The sequence below is a fragment of the Mycobacterium sp. NGS24 genome (assembly GCF_059813065.1).
The window spans coordinates 33,883-50,347 of sequence record NZ_JCALDW010000007.1; the positions used below are offsets into that span (position 1 = coordinate 33,883).

Here is a 16,465-nt window from a genome sequence, read left to right on the forward strand (position 1 = left end):
TCGCTAGGTACCGGTCGAGCCGCTAAAATTTCTCGTCGTCGTTACGCTTGCATTGGTTTGGGATGCGGTGAGGAGGGAAAAATAATGCCCATGATTTCGCGTGTTCTGGGGTCCGCGGCTGCCGTAGCCGCAGGGGTGAGTTCGGCAATATTCATGCCCGTCATACCGTCCGCGTCGGCGGCGCCGCCGTGCCCGGATGTGCAGGTGGTGTACGCCAGGGGTACCGGGGAAGACGGTTTGGGCGCCACGGGTCAGGCGTTCGTGGATTCTCTGCGGCCCCGGATCGGTGCGCAGTCGATGGACGTGTACTCGGTCAACTACCCCGCCAGCGACGAATGGGCCACCGGGATCGATGGCGTCCGGGATGCCGGTGCGCACGTCAACTCGATGGCAGGTGCGTGCCCGAAGACCAAGATGGTGCTCTCCGGCTTCTCCCAGGGCGCGGCCGTGATGGGCTTCGTCACGTCGGCCCGGGTGCCCGACGGGGTCGACCCCGCCACGGTGCCCAAACCGCTGGACCCCGGGGTGGCTGATCACGTCGCCGCGGTGGTGTTGTTCGGGACGCCGAATGCGCGGGCCATGGAGTTCCTCGGTCAGCCGCAGGTGGCGATCGGACCGCTGTACCAGGCCAAGACGCTGAAGATCTGCGCCATCGACGACCCGGTTTGCTCCGAAGGCGTCAACTTCGCCGCCCACAACTCCTACGCCGACGATGCGGCGGCGATCGATCAGGGTGCCGCGTTCGCGGCCAGTCGGGTCGGCGCGCCGGGTCCGGCGCCGGCGCCGCCTCCGGCCGGGTTCGGGGAATAGTCGCTGCGACCAGGGACCGGCCGCCCATCTCACACCATGGCGCGTCGCCCCGGGCAGGTGTCGTGAGACGCACACTCGGTGCTGCGGCGATCAGGCGTAGCGGTCGCGCAGCTTGGTGAGCGTTGCCTCGATACCGGTCGCGTTAGATTTCGCGAAGCCCATCCGCTCGTAGTACTTCAGCTTGTTCTTCAGCGTTCCGGCGCTGTGGTAGTCGAAAGTCTCGGTGACCCGGGTCAGCGTCGGGGAGAGTGCCTCGAACTCCCAACGCCACCGGTGCCCCAGCGGATGACGCCATTCGACCACCTTGTCCGGTTCCAGCACGGTCACCGTGCTGGTGATGCGGTATGGCACGCCCAGCATCTTCATATGGGTCGAAAACTTAGATCCCTCAACAAGATTGGCCGGCGTCTTGATGTTGTCGCGAACCGTGCCGGATCCGTCGAGTTCACTGTGACGCCGGGGATCGGCTGCCATCTCGAACAGTTCGGTCGCCGGGGCGGCAACCTCCACCGATCGACTGACCCGCCGTGGTCCGGCATCGACGACGTTGATGGTCATCGTGTCTCCCTTTCTCTCAATTGTTGCGGCTCTGCGAAATTCGGATCCCAGGCCGCGGACGGCACGACGCGCGCCGGCCAGCGGCCGGATTTGACCAGTCGCGTGACCTCGTCGCGCAGTAGCACCCCGACCTTCGCGGCGAACTCGCGGGGCACCTCGAGCGCAGCAGTGGCCGCGACACCGAGCTGATGACTGATCTCCGGTTCGCAGATCGGTGCATACCGCAGCAGGCCGGCCCTCACCTCCGCGTCGCAGGCCGACAGCGGCAACACCGCATGCGCCAGCCCCGCCCCGACCAATGACTTCGCCACGTCGGGCGAGTCCGTCGAAAAGCGGGCTGTCACAGTGACTTTGAGACGCAACGCGGTGTTCTCCAAGGTGTTGCGGATCCCGGTGGGCGCACCGGGCAACACCAGCGGCATAGTGGCCAGTTCGGTGAACCGGACCGGGACGTCCGGTGCCAACCCGGATGCGGGACCGCCCACCAGCACCAGCTCTTCGACCAGCAGTGGACGGAAGAACAGCCGGTCGTCGGGCACCGGATTGATCACCGCGAGGTCGATCGCGCCATGGAGCATCCGCTGCACCAGATCGTCGGTGTCGGCGACCGCCAGGTGGATGTGGACGTTGGGAAACGCCGCGGCAAGACCGCCCGACAGCGGAGCCGCCAGCACGCCGGCGGCGGTAGGCACCACGCCGAGCAGCAGGCCACGCTCGATCCGCGCCAGCGGGGACCCGGCGTACTGCACGGCGAGTTCCAACTGACGCAGCGGCGCGGCGGTCGACGCCCGCAGCCGCTCGCCCTCCTCGGTCAGCACCACACCTCGCCGCGTCCGCTGGAACAGCGTGATGCCGAGATCTTCTTCGAGCAGCCGGACCTGGCGACTCAGGGCCGGCTGCGCGATGCCCAGGGCGGTGGCGGCACGTGTGATCGAACCTTCTTCGGCTATCCGCAGGAAGTACTTGAGCCGATGAGTGTCCATCACCTCCACATCTACCAGCCATACAAATCGAGCATGACTGGTTTTCTGAATCGGTATTACCTGAGCTGCGCATTTCGGTCATATCGTCGGCGTGAGCCGCCCGGTGTTGCCGGCCCGGTGCAGCTGTCTGGTCGAGTGGAACGTGGGGTCTGAATGCCGCAGGACGTCGAGACCGATTGGGTGCAGCTACTCGGATTGGACCAACTGCCGGAGCACGTCGTCGGTAAACGGGTTACCGACCTGATGGACCTGTCCGGCAAGAAGGCGTTCGTCACCGGCGCTGGTGGTGACGGGCTGGGCCAGGCCATTGCCCACCGCCTCGGCGGTCTCGGCGCAGATGTGGCACTGATCGGTCGCACCTTCGAGAAGGTCCAGCGGCGCGCGCAGGAGGTCGAACAGCGCTGGGGTGTCCGCGCCGTCCCGGTCAAGGCCGACATGTCGCAGTGGGACCAGGTGCACCAGGCTGTCGATCAGGCCTACGGCGAGCTCGGTGGGCTGGACATCATGGTGAATAACCCGGTGATGGTGGCTGCCGGTCCCTTTGAGAAGCAGACCCAGCAGGAGATCGACTACACCGTGCTGGGCAGCTTGACCATGATGATGTACGGCGCGCACGCCGCGCTGCAGCACCTGCTGCCGCAACAGTCGGGCAAGATCATCAACATCGGAGCCGTGGGCGGCCGCATCCAGCAGCGCGGTCTGGTGGTCTACAACTCCTGCAAGGCGGGCGTCATCGGGTTCACCCGCAACCTGGCCCACGAGGTGGCTCCGCGGGGAGTCAACGTGTTGGGCGTGGCGCCGGGAATCATGATCAAGGCGGAGATGCGCCAGTATCTGCTGGACCCGCAGGATGACCGGCAGCGCGCCGGCCGCGACGCGATTCGCGAGGCGATCACCCACCAGGTCCAGCTCGGCCGGGCTTCATTGCCCGAGGAAGCCGCCAACGTCGTCGCGTTCCTGGCGTCCGAGGCCGCCGACTACATGTGCGGGCAGACCATCGATGTCGCCGGCGGGCAGTGGATGGGATGAGCGACCCCATGGCTCGACCACTTTCGGGACGCGTGGCGTTGATCACCGGCGCGGCACGGGGGCAGGGCCGTGCACATGCGGTACGGCTCAGCGCCGACGGCGCCGACGTCATTGCGGTGGATCTGGCCGGACCCTTGCCGGCCAGCGTGCCGTACGACTCGCCGACGCCGGCCGACCTCGCCGAGACCGCACGGCTGGTACAGGACAACGGCCGGAAGGTCATCACTGCCGAGGTGGACGTACGCGATCTGGACGCGCTGCGCGGAGCGGTCGACTCCGCCGTGCGCGAACTCGGCCGATTGGAGATCATCGTCGCCAACGCCGGGATCTGCAGCCCCGCGCCCTGGGATCAGATCAGCGCGCAGGCATTCCGCGACACCATCGACACCAACGTGATCGGCACCTGGAACACCGTGATGGCCGGGGCCCAGCACCTCATCGACGCCGGCCGTGGCGGATCGATCATCCTGATCGGTTCCGCCGCGGGGATAAAGATGCAGTCGTTCATGATCCACTACACGGCCAGCAAGCACGCCGTCGTCGGCATGGCGCGCGGATTCGCCGCCGAGCTGGGCCGGTACAACATCCGCGTCAACAGTCTGAACCCGGGAGCGGTCGCCACGCCGATGGGCACCGGCCGGATGCGGGAGGCGCTGCAATCGGCGGCCGACACCTACCCACACCTGCGCGGCATGCACAAACCGTTGTTGCCCGACGGCATCGCGCAACCAGAAGACATCTCCGACGCGGTCGCCTGGCTGGCCTCCGATCAATCCAAATTCGTGACGGGAAGCCAACTTTCGGTCGACATCGGGGTTGGTTACTGCTGATGCGCGGACTACGGGGCAAGACTTTCTGCATCGCCGGCGGTGCTACCGGGATAGGGGCGGCCACCGCCAAACGGTTGGCCGACGAAGGCGCGCGGGTTGCGATCGGCGATATCAACGTCGACGCGGCCACAGCCACCGCCGAACAGATCACCGAGGCGGGCGGCGCGGCCATCGTCGTCGAATTCGACCTCGCCGATGAGAGGTCGGCCCGCCACTTCGTCGAGCGGACCCTCGCGGAATTCGGCGCGGTGCACGGTCTGCACAATGTCGGCGCCGACCTGTCCGAGGACAACCTGGGACGCGACACCACGATCCTGGACACCGACCTCGACGTGTGGCACCGGACATTGGAGGTCAACCTGCTGGGCTACGTCCGCACGATCCGAGCGGTTCTACCGCATCTGCTCGAAGCCGGCGGCGGCAGCATCGTCAACACATCCTCGGGTGCGGCATTGGGCAGCGACCCGATGCACGTCGCCTACGGCGCGTCCAAGGCCGCGGTGAATCACCTCACCCGCCACGTAGCGGTCAACTGGGGCCGGCACAACATCAGGAGCAACGGGGTCATGCCCGGCCTCGTGATGGGCGAGACCCAGGAGCGGCAGAACGACCAGCAACTTCAGCAGGCCTTCCTGACCTTCGGCAAGACCACCCGCCTGGGCAGACCCGACGACCTCGCCGGCGTGGTCAGCTTCCTGTTGTCCGACGAAGCGGAATGGATCACCGGCCAGGTCTGGTACATCGGCGGCGGTTCACACCTGCGGCAGTGACCCACTGCTGTGACTGCCACAACACTCGGGCGGCACACCGGCGTTTCCGGCCGAGTCGGCCGCCCCGGCCGTGGTACGGTTCGCTGCTGTGGTGTCGTCGCTGGTCAGCCTAGGTCGCAGCCCGAGTGGGGGCGTGCCCGGATCACGCGATCGATTGCGGCCGGGAAATGTCTGAGCTGAACCGACGCCGATTTCTCGGGTCGCTCGCCGTCTCCGCAGTGGCCAGCGTGGGTCTGGCCCGCTGCATGGTCGACCCGCAACCGCGAACGTTCGCCCAGACGCCGGCAGCTGCCATGCCACTGCCCGCCGGTCCGACTGTCGCCGGCCTGCTGCCGCCGCCGCCCCCCAGTGCGCGCATCCGACTCCCCGGCGGAGGTGCGCTCAGCCAGCTGCCCGGGACCGGTGATCTGCTCGCCCTGACGGTCGACGACGGCACCAACAGCGAAGTGGTGCGTGCCTACACGCAGTTCGCCAAGGACACCGGTATCCGGATGACGTTCTTCGTCAACGGCATATACGACTCGTGGACCGACAACGTGGCGATGTTGCGGCCGCTGGTCGAATCCGGTCAGATCGAGCTCGGCAACCACACCTGGTCGCACCCCGACTGCACCTCGATCCCCCCGGGCGAGATCACCAAGCAGCTCAGCCGCAACGACGAATTCCTTCGCAAGACGTATGGCGTTGGCGCCAAACCCTATTGGCGCCCGCCGTACGCCAAGCACAACGCGGCTGTCGACGCCGTGGCGGCAGACCTCGGATACACCGTGCCGGTGCTGTGGTCGGGTTCGCTGTCGGATTCCACGTTGATCACCGAGGAATACATCGTGAAGATGGCCGACCAGTACTTCACCCCGCAGTCGATTGTGATCGGACACCTCAATCACCTGCCGGTCACCCACGTCTACCCGCAGCTGGTCGACATCATCCGCGAGCGAAAACTACGCACCGTCACCTTCAACGACATTTTCCTGAAGACGCCGTAGCCTTTCCTGTCCACCCTCCCGCACACGGTCGCGGGGACAATTTCATGTCCATTGTCCTCGTCAGCCTCAGCACATGTGCGTATGCCGGTCAGCGGCGGATGCTACAACATCGTCTGATCGATCAACAACACGTGGGGCCGCACTGCAGAAGGCTGGGGCCGGCATCTTGCTGCCCAAACACGCTAGCCCGCAACGCATTCGCAAAGCCGTAGCGGCAACGCTGCACGACCCTCGCTACGAGCAAGCCGCCCGCAGTCTCGGGGTGGCGATCCGGCGCCGCGACGGAGCGCAGTTGGCAGCGGACGCGATCACCCAGTTCGCAGTGACATCGATGTCTCCCTGATCGGATCTCCAAATAGCTTGTCGGACAACAGCACCGTCACTGCGGGCTGATTAAGTTGTGCGAAGGGCACGCTCATGGGCGACCGAATCAAAAAGCCCACGACTCGGTGTTGAGTCGCGTCATCGACAAGAATGGCAAGAATGCCCGCTGCGACCCGGCTCACCACCCGAACTCTCGTCCACGAGTCGAATGAAAAGCGCCGGCAATAGATGGCTGAGAATGTGTTTCGACATCGACGCGCCGTAGGTTCGCTCGTCCTGGCTGGTCTGGTTGGCGCGACATCCCTGCTGGTCAGTTGCCAGGACCACCCGCCGGGACCAGGGGGCCAGCAGTCATCGCCGTCGCGCACCACGAAGCAGGCCGTGCACGGACCGGCCTTCCCGGAATGCGGTGGCGTCAGCGATCAGACCGTCGCGCAACTCACCAACGTGTCCGGCCTGGTCGTCACCGCTCGCAACCCGATGGGCTGTCAGTGGTTGCTGCACGGCAGCATCGACGGGCCGTGGTTCTCCTTCAGCTGGTTTCGCGGCAGCCCGATCGGGCGTGAACGCAAGAACGAGGACCTCACCCGCTCCACCGTCAGCGACGTCACCATCGACGGACACAGCGGCTACATCGCGGCAGGCACCGACCGGCTCGGCACCCGGTTGTGCGACGTTGCCGTCCAGTTCGGCGACGACTTCTTCGAATGGTCGATCCAGTTCACCAGGAAGCCGTTTCCCGATCCGTGCGAGATCGCCACTGAGCTGTCCCGCCGGACCATCGCGGCGGTGAAGTGACGGCGGCCGCCCGGGACCGTCAGCCCTCGAGCATCCCATCGATGATCAGACGCAGCACCTGGCTGATCTCCTCGCGCGCCCGCTTCTGGTCGGCCGCCGTGGCGATCGCCATGGCGGCTTCGTCGAGTGCGCCGATCAACACGGTGGCCATCGGACGAACCGGTAGCGGTTGCAATTGGCCGGCATCGATGGCCGCCGTGATCAACTGCTCGGTCATACCCAGGCTGTAACGCTGGGCAACGTCACGGAAGCCGGCCCAACCCAGCACAGCCGGCGCGTCCAGCAGGATCAACTGGCGCGCCTCCGGGTCCCCGGAGACCTCGAGCCAGGCGTCGACCGCGGCGCGGATCGTGTCGGCGGGCGTGGTGGCACCCGATGCAGCAACCAGCGTGGCCATCCGATTCATCAGATCCTGCTCCACCGCTTCGACGACGTCGCGGAAAAGCGCTGCCTTGTCGGCGAATTGGTGATACATCGCGCCTCGGGTCACGCCTGCTTCGCCGGCGATCTCCGGCGTACCGACGTCGGCGTAACCCCGCGATCCCCACAGCTTGCGGGCAGCCGAGACCAGCGCCGCGCGGGTTGCCGCGGAACGCTGTTCCTGAGTGCGCTTCTTGATTTCCATACACCCTGTTGGTAACTTACGAACAGACAGCCTGTTTGTAACATATTGCGAGTAGGAGCTTGCCATGCCGACGATCGACATTAACGCCGGAACCATCCATTACGAAGCAACCGGACCCGCAGCCGGGCGTCCCGTCGTGTTCGTGCACGGATACCTGATGGGCGGCGAACTCTGGCGCGACGTCAGCACCCGCCTCGCCGAACAAGGACTGCGCTGCATTGCCCCCACCTGGCCGCTCGGTGCCCACACCCAAGCCCTGCGCGCCGGTGCCGACGCCACCATCACCGGCGTCGCCAGGATCGTCGCCGACACGCTGGCGGCGCTCGACCTCGACGACGTGGTCCTGGTCGGCAATGACACCGGCGGGGTGGTCACCCAGTTGGTGGCGGTGCACCATCCCGAACGGCTGGGGGCGCTCGTCCTCACGAGTTGCGATGCGTTCGAACACTTTCCGCCGCCGATCCTCAAGCCGGTGATCCTTGCCGCCAGGTCCAGGTCGTTGTTCCGCACCGCCATTCAGACCATGCGAGCGCCCGTCGCGCGCCGGCGCGCCTATGCGGGTTTGGCCCACAACGACATTGACGATCTCACCGCGGTGTGGGTGCGCCCAGCACTGTCCGACCTCGCGATCGCGGAGAACCTGCGCCAGCTCTCGCTGTCGCTGCGCCCCGAGATCACCACCGGGGTCGCCGCACGGTTACCCGAATTCGGCAAACCTGCCCTCATCGCATGGTCGGGCGACGACAAGTTCTTCGACCTCGAAGACGGCCGACGACTCGCCTCGACGATTCCGAATGCCCGGCTCGAGGTCATCGAAGGGGCCCGCACCTATTCGATGGTCGATCAACCCGCGCGTCTCGCCGAGCTGTTGGCTACGGTCGCGGTGCCTGCGTAGCACGAGCGGTCCAGCCACGCTGGGCGCTCACCCGGCCGGGCCATGCGGCGACGGAGCTGATCGTCAGTGGCGGCCAGCACCCCAGCACCAGGTAGGCGGTGATCGGCAGGCCGTTGGCGGTGCGAGCGGGACTCACGGCGATCCGGTGAAGTACGGCAGCGTGACCTCGGAGTCGACCGCGTGGAATTGCACACGCACCCGCATCCCGATCCGCAGTGCGTCGGCGGCCACGCCGACGATGTTGGTCAGCAGCTGATAACCCTCGTCCAAGGTGACAATTGCCGGCGCATAAGGCGGTTCGAATTCCGCGGTGACCGGCCTGTGCACGACGGTCCAACTGTAGATTTCGCCGACGCCACCGCCCCGTGTCCACCGCAGCTCGGCCGACAGGCAATGGCGACAGTGCTCGGTCGGTGGGAAGTTGGCCAGGCCACACTGTCCGCAGCGTTGGTAGCACAGTTCGTGACGACGGCATCCCGCCCAGAACGGCACGCTGAGGTGACTGCCGGCGTGCGGCAACGGGCCGGTCTGCGGCAATAGATTCATCGCGGTTCGTCCCCCAGTAGCAGCACTGTGGTGAACATCGCACCCGCTCCCCCGTTGCTGCACAACGCAATACGCGCGTCCGGCACCTGCAGTTCACCCGCCTCGCCGCGCAGTTGCTGCACGGCCCGCACGGCGCGCTGCATCATCTGCGGGTTGGCTCCCGCGTGACTGAACGACATGGTTCCTCCGTCCGTGGTGATCGGGTGACTGCCGCCGATCGCGATGTGACCGTCGGTGACGAACGGCCCGCCTTCACCGGGTGGGCAGAACCCGAACGCCTCCAACTGGCGGATGATCTCGAACGAGAACGGGTCGTAGAGCTCCAGCACGTCGACGTCGTCGCGGCGCAGACCCGCGTGCGCGAAGGCACGGTCGGCAGCCCGCCGGCCCACCACGCCGTTGACGTGATCGCCGCGGCGGCCGACCAGGTCCCACGCCGGCGGATGCTGATAGGACGGCCCGTGAAAGTCTGCGCCACTGCCCAAGATGTAGACCGCACGGTTGCGCGGGTCGACCTTGGCGAGGTTCGCCAGTACCAGCGCACAGCCACCCTCGGACGTGGTGGCGCAATCGAGAAGGTGGAAGGGATCGGCGATCAGCCTGGACGCGGTGATGTCGTCCGGGGTGAACGGACCACGTTGGTGATACACGGCTTTCGGGTTGCGCGATCCGTTGTTGCGGATGGTGGCCGCCACGATGGACAGCTGCTCGCGGGTGGTGCCGTAGACGTGCATGTGCCGACGCGCGATCAGCGCGAATTCCGCGGCCGTGAACATGCCCCACGGCGCTACGAATTCGTTCTCCGGTCGCGTCCAGGGCGCGGTGGCTTCGTGGTCGCGATACTCACCGGCCTGGGCGGCGACCAGCACCACCACGTCGGCCATGCCGTGTTCGATAGCAGTGGCCGCCTCGGTGATCATGCCGACCCCGAAGCCCAAGCCTTGCCACGCCGGTCCGAGCCGCAGGTCATAGATCAGTGCGGTGGACTGTGGACCCGCGCTGATGCCGTCCACGTCGTGCAGGCTCAGACCGGCGTCGGCGAGGGCTCCTCGGATCGCAGTAATGGCCAGACTTCGTGAGGTCTCACCTTCCAGCCGGCGGCCCTGCGCGGTGTTGAACACCCCGACGATGGCCGCGGTGCGGTGTGCGCTCAATCCCACTCCACTCTGATGCCGTCAGTTTTCATCAGCGACGACTCTCGACGCCGGTAATGCGATGGCGCGCAGTCAATTCCATCACCACCGAATCCTGCCGCAGCAGGAACCGCACCGGTGCGCACAAGTCACCGCAGCGAGGCGGCACACCCAGGGTGACGGCCATGCCACAGCCCTGCCGGTCCTGTGGCGCTGACGCCCGACCGGGAGAGATCCAGCAACTTCTCTGGGGTGCAATGCAATACATCCCGCAGCACTTCCTCCATGTGCTGGCCGTAGAGCGGTGACACCCTGCCGATCCAGCGTCTCGGCTTGGCGGCGAAAAACCAGGTCAGCTGGCAAGTTCTAGGGTCATTCCTCTCACCAGGTCGCTCGGACGGACACGCTCGATTCTGATGCTATTAGTCTGCCAACAGACCGGATATCCGCGGGAGGGTGCGCTGGCGTGGACACCCCGTGCCACCATGTGGCAGGAGCAGCCCGGGAAGGTGACGCGTGAGCACGGACAAAAGTGTGCGACCCACCACCGCTGACGTGGCTCGGCTGGCGGACGTGTCGACCGCGACGGTCAGTTATGTGCTCAACAACGCCGAGGGCCGCCGAATATCGGCCCAGACCCGGGACGCGGTCAATCGGGCCGCCAAACTACTCGGCTACCGGCCCAATCTGGCCGCGCGCAATCTTGCCCGCGGCAAGAGCGGAGTGGTGCTGTATGTGGTGCCACACGTGGCGGTGGGCGACATGCCGATGCAGGCCGGCAGCCGGATGACCACCGAGCTCGCGCGACTGGGTCTGTTGCAAGTGCAGATCTTCGAGACCGAAGACGACCACCACGTCGTCGATGCGATCGCCAATCTCGATCCGGTCGCGGTGACCAGCCTGTTCCCTCTCAGCGAAGCCGCCGCCGGGGCGGTGAGCGAGGCGGCCATTCCGCTGGTCGAAATCGGGACCCTGCCGGCGCTGGGTGATCCCCACCTCGCGGTCGGCGAGATGCGGGTCGCCCATCTGGTGTCGCGGGGCCACCGACAGATCGCGTTCGCCAATACGGGAATCGCGAAGTGGCGGGCGCTGGGCGAGTACTGGCTCGAAGGTGTCGTCCGCGCGACACAGGTACGCGACCTCCCGCCGGTGCCCGTCGCCGAAATTACCGTCGCCAACGCCGCCGACGTCGTCACCACGTGGGTGCGCGACGGCGTCACCGCGGTGTGCGCGCAGAGCGACGAAGTCGCCTGCCTGGTGCTGTACGGGATACACCTGGCGGGTATGCGCTGCCCCGGGGACCTGGCCGTGATGGGCGTGGACGCCAGCACCATGGGCATGGTGAGCACCCCGCCGCTGACCACCGTGCAGTTCGACCCGAACGCGGTTGCCGACGCCGCGATCGCCGCGGTTTACGAACGGCTGGGCTACCCGCCGCCGCCGTCGCCGGATATCACCGACATCGCGCGTCTGATCGTGCGCTCCTCGACCTGACGTGCCCGCCTGCTGACCGAACGTCCGTGGTTAAGCGCATCACTCGCGATGACGTGCGGCTGATACCCGAGGAGGAGTACCGATCGCGCTCAGGCAGGTTCGTAGCGCAACATGGTCACGTCGTGCTCGGGATAGTCGAAGAACACCGGACGCACCCGCATTCCGATTTCGAGGTCACCCGGCTCGACGTTGACCATCTCGGTGGAAAACCTTGGGCCCTCGTCCCATTCGACGATGGCCAGCAGTTGTGGCACCGCGTCGGCGAAGTGCGGGCCGGCGCGCCACCGTGAACGAGTACAGCGTGCCCATACCGGAGATCTCGCGCCATTCCAGGTCGTCGGCCAGGGTGCGGGGCGCGCGCACCCGCGGGTAGAACACATAGGCCTGCGACGACGGCGAGTACTGGATCACCACCCGGTGTTCGGCCAGCGCATCCCAGAACGGCGCGGTGGTGGGCGTCTTGACCGGCATCGGTCGGTCGAAGCTGATCGCCATGAATCCTCCTGCTGCTCAATCGCCTTCGAGGACCAGCGCGGTCTGTTCGGACAGGATTCCGCCGTTCCCCGACACGAAGGCCCGGTTGCAGTCGCTGACCTGCGCCGCACCCGCACGCCCCATGATCTGCCGGGTGGCGTCGCAGACATGATGCATGCCCCCGGCCAATCCGGCCTGACCGAACCCGAGTTGGCCGCCGGCGGTGTTCAGCGGGAAGTCACCGCGGAAGGTCAGGTCGTGGCCGGCAACGAATTCCAGGCCCTTGCCCTTCGGGCAGAAGCCCGCGTCCTCCAGGGACAGCATCACGGTGATGGTGTAGCAGTCGTAGATCGAGACCATGTCCATCTGGTCCCGGGTCAAGCCGGTCATTCCGAATGCAGTGTCGGCGGCCTCGAGCATCGGTGTCTGCAGCAGATCCTCGGCATAGGTGGGTGTCTTGAACGGCACGTTCTCACCGAACCCCCTGACCCACACCGGACGGTTACGGGCCCGCTTCGCGATGTCGGCGTTGGCGACGACGACGGCAGCGCCGCCGACGCAGGGCATCACGATCTCGAGCATGTGCAGCGGGTCGGCGATGACCGGACTGGCCAGCACATCGTCGACCGACAGTAATTTGTCTTTCCAGATCGCACCGTCGGTGTGGTTGGCGTTGACCCGCTGGTCGACCACGATCTTGGCCATAGCGCGCTCGTCGTAGCCGTAGACCGCGGCGTAGCGTTGCGCTACCTGGCCGTACGGGCCATTCTGACCCAGGTTGCCGTAGGGAATCTCGAATTCGGCTTGCGGAGAACCGTATTGGTTGCTCGACGAGCCGAAGAACATGGCATCCACCAGCGGCCTGGGCTTCTGCTTCGACGACGGCGTGATGTAGCGGGCCGGCAGGGCACACAGCACCGCGTCACAGATTCCGAGCTCGATCGCCGCGGCGGCCCGCCACACCATGGCGGCGGCGCTGGCTCCGCCGAGATCCACCAGTTCGGCGAATCGGGCCGGCATTCCGAGGTATTCGGCGATGGTGGACGGGACGAAGATCTGTGACTCGGCAAGGTGGGACGTCACGATGCCGTTGACTACATCACCGGACAATCCCGCGTCCTCGAGTGCTGCCGCGGCCAGTTCTGCCCACTGCTCGATGACGAACGGCGCCGGTGCCGCTTTGTTGAGGCGCTCGGGTGGCAGCTCGACGTAGCCGACTATTGCGGCTTCTCCGCGTAATCCCATGTGCGTTCCCTTATTTCCGCGGCAGTCCGAGAATCATTTGAGCGATGATGTTGAGCTGAATCTCACGGGTGCCGCCGCCGATCAACTCCGCCGGCAACCGCAGGTACGGCTCCACTACAGCAGGTTGCGCAGCGGGATCGGGGTCGGCCACCATTGCCAGCCGTCCGGTCAGTTGCAGTGTGGCCGCAAAGGTGCGGCGCAGCAACACATTCATCGCGACCTTGGCGATGCTGGACGCCGGACCCGACGGCTGCCCGTCAAGCAAGCGGATGGTCTCCCGCACACCCAGCGCTTTGATCGCATTGGTGTATGCGTCGAGTTCGCCGAGCGCGCGCAGCGCGTCCGCACGGTCCGGGCCGTCCTCCGACGCCAACCGGCGCAGTGCGGCAGCGCGGTCGAATTTGACGTAACCGCTGATGGCCGAACGCTCTTCGGCCATGGTCGCGATCGCCAGATTCCAACCGCCGACCGGGTCACCGAGCAGCATCGCGTCGGGCACGAAGACATCGGTGAGGAACACCTCGTTGAAATGCGCCTCGCCGGTGGCGGTCTTGATCGGCTGGATCTCGATGCCCGGGGATCGCATGTCCAGGATGAAATAGCCGATGCCGCGGTGCTTTGCGGCGTCGGGATCGGTGCGGGCCAGCAGCGCCCCGAAGTCGGCGCGGTGGGCCACCGATGTCCAGATCTTGTGTCCGTTGATCTGCCAGCCGCCGTCCACTTTGGTGGCGCGGGTGGTCAAAGCGGCCAGGTCGGACCCTGCTCCCGGCTCACTGAACAGCTGGCACCAGGCGATCTCGCCGCGTTGGGTCGGCGGGATCAGTTTGTCCTGCAGCTCTTTCGGCGCAGCACGTAGCACCGAGGGCAGGATCCATTCGGCAATGCCGAGCGACGGGCGCACCAGGTCGGGCCGCTTGGCGAACTCGTCGTCGATGATGAGCTGGCGTAGTGGCCCGGCGTCGAGTCCCCACGGCGGCGGCCAATGCGGCGCGATCAAGCCGGCTTCGGCGATCAGGGTGCGTTGCGGACCGGTCTTGAAGTCGTCGTAGTCACCTTGACGGCCGGGTTGGTCGTTGCTCAATTGCCGTGCCGCGTCCAGGGTCTGGGCCACCTGCGACCGGAACTCGGCATCCGCGTCGCCCAGGTCCACCGACATGTCACGCTGCTGGGTGCAGGTGAGCCGGCCCAGCCGCCGGGCCCAGCGATTCGCCGGACCGATCGATGCGGCCAGGCTGATTGCGCGCCGCCAGTACAGGTGTACGTCATGCTCCCAGGTGAATCCGATGGCGCCGAACATCGTGAGCGCATCCAGCACGAGATCGGGCACCGGCGACACCGCGATCAACGCGGCTCCGGCCGCGGCGATGCGGTGCTGATCGAGTGGCTCATCCACCGCCCGCACCGCGTCCCACGCCGCCGACGTCGCCAATTCGCTGCTGACCAACAGCATCGCCGCGTTGTGCTGCAGGGCCTGGAAGGTGCCGATCACTTTGCCGAACTGTTCCCGGATGCGCAGGTGCGCGGTGACCGCATCCACGCACCACTGCGTGATGCCGGCGGTTGTCGCGGCCACCAGTGCCAACACCACGCATTCGGCGCGTTCCGGCTCGATGCCGGTCAGCACGTCGGCCGCAGCGTAGTCGGTCAAACGCAGGATTCCGGCATCGGTCACCAGATCGGTGCCGTCTGCCGAATCGATTGCTGCCGCGGGGTTTTCGGTATCGACCGGAATCCATACCACGCCACCGTCCGCGGTCCGCACACCGACCAGGACCAGCCGCGCCGAGCACACCCCAGCGGTAACCTCCGAGGTCCCGGTCACCCGCCATCCCTGGCCGACCCGATCGACGCAAAATTCGCCGTCGCCCGGCAGGATGACCGCTGCCGGCGCACCGGCGGCAAGCTCACGCAGCAGCGACTCCGCCATCGGGGTCCGATCTGCCGACAGCGCGACCGCGCCGGTGGCGACCGTCGGCAGCAACGGCCCGGCCAACAACGCTGTGGCCGCGGCCTCGAGCACACATGCGCCGTCGACCAGCCGACCACCCTGGCCGCCGACCTCCTCCGGCAGGTGAACGGCGTGAAAGCCGTTGTCGACCAATGCTTCCCACCAGTCGGGCATCTTCCCGGCGGCGAGCGCGTCCAGGCTGTCCCGGGTGGCGGCAACCGGAGCGTGCCGTGCGGCGAATTGTCCGACAGCGGCGCACAACTCCTGCTGCTCGGCGGTCAGTCCCACGCTCACGACGGCGACCCAGCCGTGGCAGCTGCGCTCGACAAACTCCACATGGGCGGCACCGGCTGCTATCCTCTCGCTTTACAAGACGAACCGTCTCGTCTTGCAGAGACTAACAAGGCGGACGCCGGAAAGTCGAACAGGACCACCTGACATGTCGACCGATCTCACGCCGCGCCGCCGCAGCGAAAAATCACGTACCGCAATCGTGACAGCAACGCGCGAGTTGCTCCTGGAACGCGGCTTCGATGCGCTGACCATCGAGGCGGTGGCCGCCCGGGCCGGGGTGGGCAAGCAGACCATCTACCGCTGGTGGCGCAGCAGGCCCGAGCTCGTCGCCGACGTCATGCTCGAGGACGCCGACAAGATCCTCGCCGCGATGAACCACACCGACGATCTGGCCGCCGATCTGGTCGAGTGGGTGGGCAAGCTCGCCGCGAGCCTGACCACCGCCCGCGGCTCGGCAATGCTGCGCACCCTGACCGTTGCCGGCATGGAACACCAGGACACCGCGGCCAAACTGCGCGACGGATTCAGTACGCCGCTGCACGACAGCGTCCGCACCCGGCTGCTCGCCGCGGGGATCGATCCGGCGACCGCGGACTCGGCGGCCGATGCCGTCGTCGGCGGCGTCGTGTATCCGATTCTGTCTGCCGGACAGGCGTATCCACGACGGCGCGCCGAGCTCACCACCCGGCTCATCGTCGACGCGCTGACACTCAACCGCTAGGA

General features: G+C 66.5%; 16 protein-coding genes and 1 pseudogene. 9 read left to right on the forward strand and 8 right to left on the reverse strand.

From position 1 onward, the window contains the following. The first annotated feature begins 84 nt into the window (after positions 1 to 84). Complete coding sequence (locus AC5Y6Y_RS11690; protein ID WP_463827838.1) at positions 85 to 810, forward strand: cutinase family protein; 726 nt, start codon at positions 85 to 87, stop codon at positions 808 to 810. A gap of 90 nt (positions 811 to 900) precedes the next feature. Here AC5Y6Y_RS11690 and AC5Y6Y_RS11695 read toward each other — a convergent pair whose 3' ends face one another. Together AC5Y6Y_RS11695 and AC5Y6Y_RS11700 are read right to left on the reverse strand one after the other, a co-directional pair. Then, positions 901 to 1,368, reverse strand: a complete 468-nt coding sequence (locus AC5Y6Y_RS11695; protein WP_463827837.1) for an SRPBCC family protein — start codon at positions 1,366 to 1,368, stop codon at positions 901 to 903. Beyond that, the gene (locus tag AC5Y6Y_RS11700; RefSeq protein ID WP_473138810.1) at positions 1,365 to 2,351 is read right to left on the reverse strand and encodes a LysR family transcriptional regulator; all 987 of its coding nucleotides are present in this window, start codon (positions 2,349 to 2,351) and stop codon (positions 1,365 to 1,367) included. The genes AC5Y6Y_RS11695 and AC5Y6Y_RS11700 overlap by 4 nt, the downstream gene beginning before the upstream one ends. A 153-nt stretch (positions 2,352 to 2,504) precedes the next feature. Between AC5Y6Y_RS11700 and AC5Y6Y_RS11705 the strand changes: the two genes are divergently transcribed. The 5 genes from AC5Y6Y_RS11705 (at position 2,505) to AC5Y6Y_RS11725 (ending at position 7,088) form a co-directional block, all read left to right on the forward strand. Next, positions 2,505 to 3,380, forward strand: coding sequence for an SDR family NAD(P)-dependent oxidoreductase (locus tag AC5Y6Y_RS11705; RefSeq protein ID WP_473138809.1), 876 nt, complete (start codon positions 2,505 to 2,507; stop codon positions 3,378 to 3,380). An 8-nt stretch (positions 3,381 to 3,388) separates the two neighbouring features. Further along, entirely contained in the window at positions 3,389 to 4,210 is an 822-nt protein-coding gene (locus tag AC5Y6Y_RS11710) for a mycofactocin-coupled SDR family oxidoreductase (RefSeq protein ID WP_473138808.1), read from the forward strand. Then, the gene (locus AC5Y6Y_RS11715) at positions 4,210 to 4,980 is read left to right on the forward strand and encodes an SDR family NAD(P)-dependent oxidoreductase (RefSeq protein WP_463827833.1); all 771 of its coding nucleotides are present in this window, start codon (positions 4,210 to 4,212) and stop codon (positions 4,978 to 4,980) included. Before AC5Y6Y_RS11710 ends, AC5Y6Y_RS11715 begins: the two co-directional genes overlap by 1 nt. A 176-nt stretch (positions 4,981 to 5,156) precedes the next feature. After that, entirely contained in the window at positions 5,157 to 5,966 is an 810-nt protein-coding gene (locus AC5Y6Y_RS11720; protein WP_473138938.1) for a polysaccharide deacetylase family protein, read from the forward strand. Between the two features lie 552 nt (positions 5,967 to 6,518). After that, entirely contained in the window at positions 6,519 to 7,088 is a 570-nt protein-coding gene (locus tag AC5Y6Y_RS11725; RefSeq protein WP_473138807.1) for a DUF3558 domain-containing protein, read from the forward strand. Between the two features lie 19 nt (positions 7,089 to 7,107). Here the strand turns inward: AC5Y6Y_RS11725 and AC5Y6Y_RS11730 are convergent, their stop codons facing one another. After that, complete coding sequence (locus tag AC5Y6Y_RS11730) at positions 7,108 to 7,713, reverse strand: TetR/AcrR family transcriptional regulator (protein ID WP_473138806.1); 606 nt, start codon at positions 7,711 to 7,713, stop codon at positions 7,108 to 7,110. 64 nt (positions 7,714 to 7,777) lie between these two features. Here AC5Y6Y_RS11730 and AC5Y6Y_RS11735 point away from each other — a divergent pair, with 64 nt between their 5' ends. Beyond that, positions 7,778 to 8,608, forward strand: coding sequence for an alpha/beta fold hydrolase (locus AC5Y6Y_RS11735; RefSeq protein WP_473138805.1), 831 nt, complete (start codon positions 7,778 to 7,780; stop codon positions 8,606 to 8,608). Positions 8,609 to 8,740: 132 nt separating this feature from the next. On the opposite strand, the gene AC5Y6Y_RS11740 is transcribed toward AC5Y6Y_RS11735, so the two are convergent. Next, positions 8,741 to 9,154: a Zn-ribbon domain-containing OB-fold protein gene (locus tag AC5Y6Y_RS11740; protein WP_473138804.1), complete on the reverse strand. Its 414-nt coding sequence runs from the start codon at positions 9,152 to 9,154 to the stop codon at positions 8,741 to 8,743. Beyond that, on the reverse strand, positions 9,151 to 10,308 hold the full coding sequence (locus AC5Y6Y_RS11745; protein WP_473138803.1) for a thiolase family protein: 1,158 nt from the start codon (positions 10,306 to 10,308) through the stop codon (positions 9,151 to 9,153). Before AC5Y6Y_RS11745 ends, AC5Y6Y_RS11740 begins: the two co-directional genes overlap by 4 nt. Positions 10,309 to 10,803: 495 nt before the next feature. Here AC5Y6Y_RS11745 and AC5Y6Y_RS11750 point away from each other — a divergent pair, with 495 nt between their 5' ends. Then, entirely contained in the window at positions 10,804 to 11,781 is a 978-nt protein-coding gene (locus tag AC5Y6Y_RS11750) for a LacI family DNA-binding transcriptional regulator (protein ID WP_473138802.1), read from the forward strand. Between the two features lie 89 nt (positions 11,782 to 11,870). Here the strand turns inward: AC5Y6Y_RS11750 and AC5Y6Y_RS11755 are convergent. The 3 genes and pseudogenes from AC5Y6Y_RS11755 to AC5Y6Y_RS11765 all read right to left on the reverse strand — a co-directional run bounded on the left by AC5Y6Y_RS11755 (position 11,871) and on the right by AC5Y6Y_RS11765 (position 15,742). Then, positions 11,871 to 12,276: pseudogene (locus tag AC5Y6Y_RS11755) on the reverse strand (Zn-ribbon domain-containing OB-fold protein). 15 nt (positions 12,277 to 12,291) lie between these two features. Beyond that, entirely contained in the window at positions 12,292 to 13,500 is a 1,209-nt protein-coding gene (locus AC5Y6Y_RS11760) for a thiolase family protein (RefSeq protein ID WP_473138801.1), read from the reverse strand. Positions 13,501 to 13,510: 10 nt separating this feature from the next. Then, a complete protein-coding gene (locus AC5Y6Y_RS11765) occupies positions 13,511 to 15,742 on the reverse strand; it encodes an acyl-CoA dehydrogenase family protein (RefSeq protein WP_473138800.1) in 2,232 nt (743 codons plus the stop codon). Positions 15,743 to 15,887: 145 nt separating this feature from the next. Here AC5Y6Y_RS11765 and AC5Y6Y_RS11770 point away from each other — a divergent pair, with 145 nt between their 5' ends. Then, positions 15,888 to 16,463 (forward strand): TetR/AcrR family transcriptional regulator, encoded by a 576-nt coding sequence (locus tag AC5Y6Y_RS11770; RefSeq protein ID WP_463827824.1) that lies wholly within the window; start codon positions 15,888 to 15,890, stop codon positions 16,461 to 16,463. The last annotated feature ends 2 nt before the right edge of the window (positions 16,464 to 16,465 follow it).